General features: G+C 66.6%; 10 protein-coding genes. 9 read left to right on the plus strand and 1 reads right to left on the minus strand.

The window, feature by feature from the left end; all coding sequences use genetic code 11:
* Positions 1-19 precede the first annotated feature (19 nt).
* Positions 20-373, minus strand: coding sequence for a YidH family protein (locus tag DK459_RS16975; protein WP_006386575.1), 354 nt, complete (start codon positions 371-373; stop codon positions 20-22).
* A gap of 178 nt (positions 374-551) precedes the next feature.
* Here DK459_RS16975 and DK459_RS16980 point away from each other — a divergent pair, with 178 nt between their 5' ends.
* The 9 genes from DK459_RS16980 (at position 552) to DK459_RS17020 (ending at position 11,547) form a co-directional block, all read left to right on the plus strand.
* Positions 552-1,832 carry an MFS transporter gene (locus DK459_RS16980; protein WP_223821435.1) on the plus strand — a complete coding sequence of 427 codons (1,281 nt, stop codon included), beginning with the start codon at positions 552-554 and terminating at the stop codon, positions 1,830-1,832.
* A gap of 43 nt (positions 1,833-1,875) precedes the next feature.
* On the plus strand, positions 1,876-3,372 hold the full coding sequence (locus DK459_RS16985) for an NAD-dependent succinate-semialdehyde dehydrogenase (RefSeq protein WP_024069387.1): 1,497 nt from the start codon (positions 1,876-1,878) through the stop codon (positions 3,370-3,372).
* Positions 3,373-3,399: 27 nt separating this feature from the next.
* Positions 3,400-4,824 carry a Rieske 2Fe-2S domain-containing protein gene (locus tag DK459_RS16990; RefSeq protein WP_110134927.1) on the plus strand — a complete coding sequence of 475 codons (1,425 nt, stop codon included), beginning with the start codon at positions 3,400-3,402 and terminating at the stop codon, positions 4,822-4,824.
* A gap of 17 nt (positions 4,825-4,841) precedes the next feature.
* A complete protein-coding gene (locus DK459_RS16995) occupies positions 4,842-5,795 on the plus strand; it encodes a PDR/VanB family oxidoreductase (protein WP_110134928.1) in 954 nt (317 codons plus the stop codon).
* A 12-nt stretch (positions 5,796-5,807) separates the two neighbouring features.
* Complete coding sequence (locus DK459_RS17000) at positions 5,808-7,418, plus strand: GMC family oxidoreductase (RefSeq protein WP_006386569.1); 1,611 nt, start codon at positions 5,808-5,810, stop codon at positions 7,416-7,418.
* Positions 7,415-8,194 (plus strand): GntR family transcriptional regulator, encoded by a 780-nt coding sequence (locus tag DK459_RS17005; RefSeq protein ID WP_006386568.1) that lies wholly within the window; start codon positions 7,415-7,417, stop codon positions 8,192-8,194. Before DK459_RS17000 ends, DK459_RS17005 begins: the two co-directional genes overlap by 4 nt.
* A gap of 26 nt (positions 8,195-8,220) precedes the next feature.
* Positions 8,221-9,678: a sulfatase-like hydrolase/transferase gene (locus DK459_RS17010; RefSeq protein WP_110134929.1), complete on the plus strand. Its 1,458-nt coding sequence runs from the start codon at positions 8,221-8,223 to the stop codon at positions 9,676-9,678.
* A 120-nt stretch (positions 9,679-9,798) separates the two neighbouring features.
* Complete coding sequence (locus tag DK459_RS17015) at positions 9,799-10,548, plus strand: sulfite exporter TauE/SafE family protein (RefSeq protein ID WP_006386566.1); 750 nt, start codon at positions 9,799-9,801, stop codon at positions 10,546-10,548.
* Between the two features lie 33 nt (positions 10,549-10,581).
* Entirely contained in the window at positions 10,582-11,547 is a 966-nt protein-coding gene (locus DK459_RS17020; protein WP_110134930.1) for a tripartite tricarboxylate transporter substrate binding protein, read from the plus strand.
* Position 11,548: the final 1 nt, after the last annotated feature.

Genomic DNA, 11,548 nt, shown 5'->3' on the forward strand with positions numbered 1-11,548 from the left:
CCGGGTTCACAGGGGGGGATCAAGCGTGGCTGAGCAGCAGCCAGCACACGCCCGCGCCGATGGCAAGCATGGCCAGGCACAGCAGCGCCAGGGCCGGGCTGTGCGGCAGCGCCGCCGCATGGCGCATGGCGATTTCGTTGCCGCGCCAGCGCCGGTAGGCGCTGGCGCTGGCCAGCACCGCCAGCACGCACAGACCGAGCGCGAGTCCGGTGCGCACGGCCGGACTGCCGGCCATGCCGGGTTGATCGAGCAGCAGGCCGGCCGCCAGCAAGGCCAGCGCCGAGCGGATCCACGCCAGGAAGGTGCGTTCGTTGGCCAGGGAATAGCGGTAGTCGGGTTCGCTGCCGCGGTGACGCCACAGAGGGGATTTCATTTTTTCAGGTGAAGCGCAAGGGTCTTAGGGTAAGTCCCGACACGGCCGGGCATTGAACTTAAGAACTATATAGGACTATAGTTTTGACACGGCACGGAGTCAACGCGCCGAAACGCAAAACAAGGGGCGAGACATGGCAACTGCAGCACCAGGGAAGGTGAATGTACGAGGGTGGGTCGTGACAGTGCTTCTGGCCTTGTTCATGGTCATCAATTTCATGGACAAGGCGATTCTTGGCATCGTGGCCGTGCCGCTGATGCAGGAACTGAGCATCGAGCCGGCGCAGTTCGGCATGATCGCCAGCAGCTTTTTCCTGTTCTTCTCGGTCTCGGCGATCGGCTTCGGTTTCCTCGCCAACCGGGTGTCGTCCAAGGTCGTGCTGGTGGTGCTGGCCGGCATCTGGGGCGTGTCGCAAATGCCGCTGGCCTTCTTCGCCTCGGTGCCGCTGCTGTATTTCTCGCGGATTCTGCTGGGCATCGGCGAGGGGCCGGCGTATCCGCTGGCGCTGCACTCCTGTTACACCTGGTTCACGGACGACCAGCGCAACGTGCCGTCGTCGGTGATTTTCCAGGGCGTGACGGTCGGCCTGCTGATCTCCGGGCCGGTGCTCACCTACATCATGCTCAACCACAGCTGGCACGCGGCGTTCCTGCTGCTGGGCGTCCTGAGCATTGTCTGGATGGTGCTGTGGCTGCTGTTCGGCGGCGACGGGCAGGTCCGCAACGCCGGCGCCAGCGCCGACGCATCGCAGGCGCGCGTGCCTTACTGGGTGCTGCTGACGGATCGCACCTTCCTGGCCAACATGCTGTTGTACTGGACCACGTATTGGATCTTCTCGGTGATGTTCACCTGGATCCCGGCCTACATGAGCAAGGCGCTGGGTTACTCCACGCAGGAAACCGGCTGGATGTTCATGATTTTCACCGGCATCAACATTCCGCTGGTGCTGGTCGGGTCGTGGCTGTCGCAGCGCATGCTCAAGCGCGGCGTCGCTTCGATCTACGCCCGCGGCTGGCTCAGCTGTGCATTCGTGTTGCTGGGCGGGGCCTGCATCCTGCTGTCGCTGTACGTGGCCGAACACCCCACGCTGCGCGTGCTGTTGCTGGCGCTGGGCTGCAATCTGCCGCAACTGACATTCGTGCTGAGCTCGGCAATCGTCGCCGAGATCTCCTTCGATTCGCAGCGCTCGGCCGCGATGTCGATCAGCAGCGCGCTGGCGACCACGGGCGGCCTGGTGGCGCCGGCCTTGATGGGCCGTTTCATCGGCAGCGGCAACACCATCGCGGCTGGCTATGAGCAGGGCTTCCTGGTGTCCGCGGTGCTGGCGATCGGCGTGAGTCTCGTCGGCGTGCTGTTCATCAATCCGCAGGCCAGCCGCCGACGCATGCAGGCCCGCATGATCGCCGCGTCGGGCGCGGTCGCAGGAACCATGCCGGGCGGCGCGCAGCGGCTGTCCTGACGGATCTTCTTCCCTTTTCCAGAACCACGATGAGTCATAAGCCATGAAGGAAACGAAACAAGAGCGGGCCGCGGCGGCCGCGAGCCTGGATGCGGCGGCCTATCCCCAGGCGCTCGCCCTGTACGTGGGCGGACAGTGGCGCGGCGCGCAGGGGCGCGACACGCTGGCGGTGCGCAATCCCGCCAACGGCGCCGAGTTGGGCAGGCTGCCGGTGGCCACGGACGAGGACATCGACGACGCGCTGCGCCACGCCGACAGCGCGTTCGCCACCTGGTCGCGCACCAGCGCCTGGGAGCGGGCGGCGATCCTGATGCGCGCCGCGCAGCTGATCGACCAGCGGCGCGGCGAGATGGCTGTCGTTCTGACGCTGGAGAACGGCAAGCCGCTGGCCGATTCGGACGGCGAGCTGAGCCGGGTGATCGAGGGCATCATCTACTGCGCGGAGGAATGCAAGCGCGCTTACGGCCGGCAATTGCCGCCGCGCTCGCCGCTGTTGACGCAGACCACGGTCAAGCGTCCGATCGGGCCGGTGGCGGCTTTCGTGCCGTGGAATTTCCCGGCGTTCCTGGCCGCCCGCAAGGTGGCGGCGGCGCTGGCGGCCGGTTGCACGGTGGTGCTCAAGGCGCCCGAGGAAACCCCCGCCATCGGCATGCTGCTGCTGCGGGCGTTCCTGGATGCGGGCGTGCCGTCCGGCGCGATCAGCCTGCTGTATGGCAAGCCGGCGCAGATTTCCGAGCGCCTGATCGCCTCGCCGATCATCCGCAAGGTCTCCTTCACGGGCTCGGTGCCGGTGGGGCGGCTGCTGGCCATGCTGGCCGCGCGCCATCTCAAGCCGTGCACGATGGAACTGGGCGGCCATGCGCCGGTGATCGTCTGTGACGACGTCGACGTAGCCCGCGTCGCGCAGGCATGCGTCGCATTCAAGTTCCGCAACAGCGGCCAGGTGTGCCTGTCGCCCAGCCGCTTCTTCGTGCAGGACAGTCTCTACGAGGCTTTCGTCGCGCACTTCGTGGAATACGCCGGCCAGCTCGAAGTGGGCGACGGATTGGCCGCCGGCGTGCGGATGGGGCCGCTGAACAACGAGCGGCGCCTGGCCGCCGCGGCCGGCCTGGTCGAGGACGCGCAGCGGCGTGGCGCCAACGTCAGGCTGGGCGGGACTCGCCTGGCGGGCGAGGGCTACTTCTTCCCGCCGACCGTGTTGACCGACGTACCGGCCACGGCCCGCATCCTGCACGACGAACCGTTCTGCCCGGTGGCGCCGATCCTGCCGTTCGGCACCCTCGACGACGCCATCGCCCGGGCCAATGCCGTCGAGTATGGCCTGGCGGCCTATGCGTTCACCAACGACCTGCAGCGCGCCGCCACCTTTGCCGAGGGCATCGATGCCGCCTGGATCGGCATCAACAACTTCACGCCCTCGCTGGCGGACGCGCCGGTCGGCGGCGTCAAGGACAGCGGACTGGGCTACGAAGGCGGGCCGGAAGGCCTGGACGCATACCAGCAGATCCGCTTCGTCAGCCAATCGAATCTGCGTGTTTGATCCATTCCCATCATCAGGAGACAAGACATGACACAAGCCACGAGTTCCGTGCCCCCGACCCGCAACGAGCATCCGTTGCGGTTCTCCGGCTACCAGCAACGCAACCGGCCCGGCCCGGACCTGGAACTGACCAGCAGCAATCCCGGCACGCCGATGGGCGAATACATGCGCCGCCATTGGCAGCCGGTGTGCCTGTCGCAGGAACTGACGGACGTGCCCAAGGCCATCCGCATCATGGGCGAGGACCTGGTGGCGTTTCGCGACAAGAGCGGCGACGTTGGCGTCATGCACCGCCAGTGCGCGCACCGTGGCGCCTCGCTGGAATTCGGCATCATCGCCGAGCATGGCATCCGCTGCTGTTATCACGGGTGGCATTACGGCGTGGATGGCACCTTGCTGGACGCGCCCTGCGAACCCGACGCCACGCGCCTGAAGGAAACGGTGTGTCAGGGCGCCTATCCCGCGTTCGAGCGCGATGGACTGGTCTTTGCCTACATGGGCCCGGGCCAGGCGCCGCGGTTCCCGGAGTTCGATACCTACAGCCTGCCCGCCGACACCCGGCTGGTGCCGTTCTCGAATATCTACCCGTGCAACTGGCTGCAGGTCTACGAGAACATCATGGACCACATGCATACCGCCGTGCTGCACAACCACATGGTGGTCGAGGGCGTGGATGCGGCGACCTCGGCCGGCGTGTCGCTGGAAGGCTTCGGCGACATGCCGGTCATGCAATGGGAAGCCACGCGCGACGGCAATGGCTGCGTGTTCATCGCCTCGCGCCGCCTGCCCGGCGACAAGATCTGGGTGCGCATCACCGAAATGGTGTTCCCCAACTACCTGCAGATCGGCTCGCTGCTGCCGACCGCCGCGCGCGAACGCCATGGCACCGCCGGCTGCACCCGCTGGAGCGTGCCCGTCGACGACGAGAACATGATCATCTTCGGCTACCGCCACTTCAACAGCACCGTCGACCCGGACGGCCTGGGCAACGAAGCCGACTGCGGCGTCGACAAGATCGACTTCCTGGAAGGGCAGACCGGCAACCGCAGCTACGACGAGGGGCAGCGCGCGCCGGGCGACTGGGAGGCCATTGTCAGCCAGGGCCGCATCGCCGCGCATGGCGCCGAGCATCCCGGCATCTCCGACGTGGGCGTGTACATGTGCCGCAAGCTGTTGCGCAATGCCGTGCAGGACAAGACCGCGCCCTACGCGCTCTACCAGCAATTGCAGGAGCAGGGCCGGACGCTGCCGATCTATGCCCAGGATTCGGTGCTGGACATTCCCGAACTGGCCGACAAGCAGGCCGATCGCAAGCAGCTGGCCGCCGCCGGCAAGCAGGTGCTGGAGATCATGCGGTCGGCCGACGCGCTGCCGGCGGACCAGCGCGATGCGCACGTGCGCGCCCGGCTCGACGGCCTCGACCGCGCGAACCAGGCGGCCACCGCCGGCTGAGGGATGCGGAGAGAGCCATGCTGAAGTTGCGAGTCAGTGCGATCCGGTACGAGGCGCAAGGCATCTACGCCTTCGACCTGGTCGATCCGGACGGCGCGCCGCTGCCCGCCTTCGAGGCCGGCGCGCACCTGGATATCCGTACTCCAGGCGGCGCCAGCCGCCGCTATTCCCTGTGCAATGTGCCGGGCAGCACTGATCGCTATTGCATCGCCGTGCTGCGCGTGCCGGACAGCCGCGGCGGTTCGCGCGCCATGCACGAACAGGTGCGGCCCGGCGACCTGTTGGAGGTGGCGGGCGTGCACAACTACTTCCCGCTGCGGGAGGACGCCGGCCATTGCCTGCTGCTGGCCGGCGGCATCGGCATCACGCCGCTGCTGGCGATGGCCGAACGGCTGCACGCGCTGGGCCGGCCGTACACGCTGCACTACTGCACGCAGTCGCCCGAGCGCACCGCCTTCGCCCGCTATCTGGCCGGTGACAAGTGGCGCAGCCGCGTCTTCCTGCACCACGATGGCGGCAACCCCGCCAACGGGCTGGATCTCGGCCAGTTGCTGGCGCAGCGGCCAGAAGATGGCCAACTGTATTTCTGCGGCCCGCCCGGCTTCATGCGGGCGGTGCAGGCCGCCTGCGCCCATTGGCCGGCCGAGGCGGTGCATTCGGAGCATTTCGGCGCCGACCTGGCGCCGCCGCCAACGCCGCCGGCGGACGGCCTGCCGGCCAGCCTGACGCTGCGCCGCAGCGACCGGTCGGTGCCGGTGGCGCCGGGGCAGACCATCCTGCAGGCCCTGCGCGGCGCCGGCGTGGCCTGCAATTCATCCTGCGAGGCGGGGCTGTGCGGCGAATGCCGGCTGAACTACCTGTCGGGCCTGATCGAACACAACGACTACCTGTTGAGCGACGAAGAACGCGCCGACAGCGTACTGATCTGTTGCGCGCGCGTCCGCGAGGGCGCCGTGGTGCTGGACATCTGAGGGGAAGGGAACGTGGAGACCAGGGAGTTTGACTACATCGTCGTGGGCGCCGGATCGGCCGGATGCGCCGTGGCCGCCAGGTTGGCGCAGGATCGCAGGACGACCGTGCTGCTGCTGGAGGCCGGCCCGCGGGACCGGAACATGTGGATCCACATCCCCATCGGTTATGGCAAGACGATGTTCAACCCGCAGCTGAACTGGCAGTTCGAATCCGAGCCCGAGCCCAATCTGGACAATCGCAAGATCTATATTCCGCGAGGCCGTACCTTGGGCGGCTCCAGTTCGATCAATGGCCTGGTCTATATCCGAGGCCAGAAGGAGGACTTCGAGCGCTGGCGGGCGGCTGGCAATGTCGGCTGGGGCTGGGACGATGTCCTGCCCTATTTCAAGCGCTCCGAGGCCAACGAACGCGGCGCGGACGCATGCCACGGCGGCGACGGCCCGCTGGCGGTCTCGGATATCCGTGGCCGTCATCCGCTGATAGAGGCCATTATCGGTGGCGCCAACGAGCTGGGCGTGCCGCGCACCGATGATTTCAACGGCGCGCGCCAGGAGGGCGCCGGCTACTTCCAGCTGACGACGCGCAATGGCCTGCGCTGTTCGGCCGCCAAGGCCTACCTGAGGTCGGGCATCGCCGGCGCCAATCTGTGCGTCGAGTCCGACGCGCACGCCACCGGCGTGATCCTGGAGGGGCGCCGCGCCGTGGGCGTGTCCTACCTGCGCGGCGGCCGCGCCTGCCAGGCCCGGGCGCGTTGCGAGGTGGTGCTGAGCGCCGGCGCGATCCAGTCACCGCAGCTGCTGATGCTGTCGGGCATCGGCGATGCCGATGCGCTGCGGGCGCTGGGCATCGCGCCGGCGCACCATCTGCCCGAGGTTGGCCACAACCTGCAGGATCACCTGCAATCGCGGCTCATGTACCGCTGCACCCGGCCGATCACCACCAACGACGCCCTGCGCACCTGGTGGGGGACGGCCCGCATCGGCCTGCAGTGGATCCTGCGCCGCGCCGGGCCGGTGGCGGCCGGCATCCAGCTGGGCGGCATGTTCGCGCGCACCAACGACAGCGAGCAGACGCCCAACGTGCAATTTCATTTCGGCACCATCAGCGCCGACATGACTGCAGGCAAGCCGCATGATTTCCCCGGTTTCACCTTGTCGGTCTGCCAGTTGCGTCCGACCAGCCGGGGCCGGCTCGACCTGGCCTCGCCGGACCCGCTGGCCGCGCCACGCGCGCGGTTCAACTACCTGGACACCGAGTTCGACCGCCGCACCATGATCGAGGGAGTGAGAATGGCGCGCCAGCTGGTTCGCACCCGGTCGCTGGCGCCGTACGTCGCCGATGAATACCGGCCGGGGTTCAACGTCGAGTCCGACGATGAAGTGCTGCGTTTCATCCGGGGCTACGCCACCACCATCTTCCACCCGGTGGGCACCTGCCGCATGGGCCCCGACACCGCTTCGGTGGTCGACAACCGGCTGCGGGTCCGCGGCGTCGACCGCCTGCGCGTGGTCGATGCCTCGATCATGCCCCTGCTGCTTTCCGGCAATACCAACGCTGGTAGCATCGTGATCGGCGAGAAAGGCGCCGACATGATTATGGAAGACAGGGAGAAAATCTCATGAGTACCTTGGAACGTCGTCTGGAAGTTTTCGAGACGTTGCACGCACCCGATCCGACCCGCCGGCCCAAGTACCAGCGGCTGGTCGAGGTGCTGATCGACGCGATCCGGCGCGGCATCTGGCAGCCGGGCGACCAGTTGCCGGCCGAGGAGGAACTGGCGCAGCTCACGCCGTTCAGCCTGGGCACGGTGCAACGCGCGCTGCGCGACCTGGTCGAGCAGGGCCTGGTGGTGCGCATGCACGGCCTGGGCAGCTTCATCGCCGAGGCGCCGCGCCGGCTCGAAGATCCCTGGCATTGCCGCTTCCTGGACGACGACGGATCGGTGCTGCCGATCTTCTCGCAGGCCATCCTGCGCACCCCCGTGACCGGCGCGGGCCCCTGGAACCAGTATCTGGGAGGCGACGCCAATGTCATGCGGCTGGACCGCATCATCATCATCAACGACGAGTTCCGCGTCTCCAGCCGGTTCTATGCCGACCGGCAATTGCTCAAGCGCCTGTGGGACATGCCCATGGACAAGCTCAACGGCGCCAACTTCAAGAAGGTGATCATGCAGCAATTCAAGCTGCCGATCACCAACATCACCCATCTGACGAGGCTGGCCGATTTCGATGCCGAATCGTGCGAGCGCATCGGCGTGACGCATCCCTACCGCGGCATCTACATGCAGGCCGTGGCGCGTTCCGGGCGCGGGCAATGCGTGTACTACCAGGAATTCTTCCTGGGCCCGACCACGCGGGATCTGGCGTTCCCGCATTCGAATTTATCAAGCGGCTGACATCAGCCATTCAACCTAGTAGAGCCATGACCGTGAAACCGAAGAACCTGTTGATCATCATGTCCGACGAACACTCGCCCAAGGCCCTGGGCTGCTATGGCAGCGAGATCGTCCAGACCCCGAACCTCGATGCCCTGGCCGCGCGCGGCACGCTGTTCCGCTCGGCCTATTGCGCCAGCCCGGTGTGCATTCCCGCCCGGGCCTCGTTCGCGGTGGGCAAGTACATTCATCAGATCGGCTACTGGGACAACGCCGACGCCTACGATGGCGCGGTGCCCAGCTGGCATCATCGCTTGCGCGAACGCGATCACGACGTGGTTTCCATTGGCAAGCTCCATTTCCGCCAGCCCGGCGAGGACCACGGGTTCTCGGAAGAGATCATTCCCATGCACATCATCGAGGGCAAGGGCGACCTGATGGGGCTGGTCCGCAGCGAACTGCCGGTGCGCAAGGGCGCCTACAAGATGGCCCATTTCGCGGGGCCCGGCGAAAGCTCATACACCTTCTACGACCGTGAGATCACGGCCCGCGCCCAGGTCTGGCTGCGCGAGGCGGCCCGGCGCGAATCGGACAAGCCCTGGGTGCTGTTCGTCTCGCTGGTGGCGCCGCATTTCCCCCTGACCGCGCCGCCGGAACACTACTACCGCTACTTCAACCAGAACCTGCCGCTGCCCAAGCTGTACGACAGGCGCGAGCGGCCGGACCACCCCTATCTGGTGGACTACCGCAACAGCTTCAACTACGACGACTATTTCGAGGGCGACGCGGTCAAGCGCGCCGTCGCCGGCTACTACGGCCTGTGCTCGTTCCTGGACGAGAACATCGGCAAGATCCTCAACGCGCTGGAAGACGCCGGCCTGGCCGATGACACCCGCGTGATGTACACCTCCGACCATGGCGACAACCTGGGCGCGCGCGGCCTGTGGGGCAAGTCGACCATGTTCGAGGAAACCGCGGGCGTGCCGCTGATCATGGTCGGCGACGACATTCCGCGCGGGCGGGTGGTCGACGTGCCCGTCACGCATATCGACGCCTATCCCACGGTGCTGGACGCCGTCGGCAACACCGAACCGGCCTTGCGCGAAGGCTATCCCGGCCATTCGCTGTTCGACATCGCCCGTGGCGAGACGCCGCAGCGCAACGTGCTGGTGGAATACCACGGCATGGGCTCGACCACCGGCGCCTTCATGATCCGCCACGGCAAGTACAAGTACATCGAATACGCCGGCTATCCCGCGCAGTTGTTCGACCTGGAAGCCGACCCCGAAGAGCTCCAGGACCTGGCCGCCGACCCGCGCCACGCCGATGCCCTGCAAGCCTGCCGCCAGCAGTTGTACCTGATCTGCGATCCGCAGGCCGTCGACCGTCAGGCCAAGGCGCGCCAGCAGGCGCTGCTGCGCGAGAACGGCGGCCGCGAAGCGGTGATCGCCCGTGGCGATCTCGGCTTCACGCCGGTGCCCGGTTCGGCCTTGGCGTTCGACTGAGGCGGCACGGCGGCCGCGCCTCGCGCGGGCACCACGGCGGGCATCAGGGCTTGTGCGAGGCTTCTTTCAGCCTGAACAGGTCCTGGCCTTATCTTCCTTCGATTCCATTTGGGACAGCATATGCTCTTCGGGCCGATGTTGTGGTTCACCCTGGGCGGCGCGGCCGTCGCGGGCTTCGTACAGGGCTTGTCGGGTTTCGCTTTCAGCATGGTGTCGATGGCGATCTGGGCCTGGGTGCTGGAGCCCAGCCTGGCCGCGGTGTTGACGGTGTTCGGCGCGCTCGTCGGCCAGGTGACCGGCGCCTTATCGGTGCGCGAGGCGTTCCCTTGGAAACTATTGTTGCCGTTCCTGGCGGGCGGGGCGCTGGGCGTGCCGATCGGCCTTGCCTTGCTGCCCCTGCTGGATCCCGCCGTTTTCAAGCTGCTGCTGGGAATCGTGCTGGTCGCCTGGTGTTCGTTCATGCTGCTGTCGCGCCGCAAGATCGAACTGGACAGCCGTGGCCGCCTGGGAGAGGGCATCGCCGGCCTGTGCGGCGGGATATTGGGCAGCCTGGCGGGCCTCACGGGACTCGCGCCCGCTTTGTGGTGCACCCTGCGCCACTATCCCCGCGATGTGCAGCGCAATCTGATCCAGGGATTCAACCTGCTGATCCTGTCGTTCACGATGACGTGCTATGTCGTGTCGTCGACCGTGTCGGCGGCCATGCTGCCCTGGTTCGGGGCGTTGCTGCCCGTCGTCATGGTGTCGACCTGGCTGGGCGCGCGCCTGTACGCCCGCCTGTGCGACGAAACGTTCCGCCGCGTCGTCCTGATGTTGTTGACGCTATCCGGCGCGGCCTTGCTGGTCTCGTCAGCCCGCGCCTTCCTGTGACGCAGGCCGGTGACGGCCTGACTTGGAGACATCATGCTTCGAACTGCCATTCTCGTTTCCTGTTTTGCGCTTTTCGGCGCGGGCGCCCAGGCCAATCCCTGGCCGCAACGTCCCGTCGCTTTGATCGTGCCGTATCCCGCCGGCGGAGGGGTCGATACCGCCGCCCGCATCTATGGTGCCGCCATTTCCAGGATCCTGGGACGGCAGGTCGTCGTGGAAAACCGCGCGGGCGCTTCGGGCGCGATCGGCGCCCAGGCCGTTGTGCGTGCCGAGCCAGACGGCTACACGTTTCTGCTGTCGTCGCCGGCGGAAGTCCTGGTTACCCCCATCGCCGGAAAGCCCTTGCCCTATGATCCGGAAAAGGACCTGACGCCAATCGCGTTCGTGGGCGACACGCCTTTGGGAATCGTGGCGCATCCCGAGCGCGGTCCGAAGTCGCTAGGTGAATTGGTTGCCAGTTCACAAAAGCAAGGTGTCAAATTCAACTATGGCACGCCGGGCAGTGGCAGTACGATGCATTTCGCCGGCGCCGCGATGCAATCGATTGCCGGCGTGAATTGGCAACACGTGCCGTACAAGGGCGCCGCGCCAGCGGTCAACGACGTTCTCGGAGGCCAGATCGACTTCGTCATCACGGGCTTACCCCCGCTGGTAGCGCACATCAAGACCGGCAAACTGACCCTGCTGGCGGTTACATCCGCGAATCGTTCGCCGCTGTTCGCTGACGTGCCCGCCATCTCGGAGCTGCCGTCGATGGCTGGCTACCAATTCACCAACTGGCTCGGGCTCTTCGGCCCCGCTCAATTGCCTCCCGGGATCGGAAGAAAAATGAGCGCCGCATTCGAAAGCGCGGTCCAGGACGAAGCGGTCCGTCAACGATTGCAGGAAGCCGGCTGGCGTGCCGTCGTGCTGGAGCAGGACGCATTTGTTCAGTTCCTGGCGCAAGAGCGCTCTCGCTACCAAACGGTGCGCGACAAGGCCGGGATGATCAGTGAATGAC

The sequence above is a fragment of the Achromobacter sp. RW408 genome (assembly GCF_003184165.1).
Classification (GTDB): domain Bacteria; phylum Pseudomonadota; class Gammaproteobacteria; order Burkholderiales; family Burkholderiaceae_B; genus Achromobacter; species Achromobacter xylosoxidans.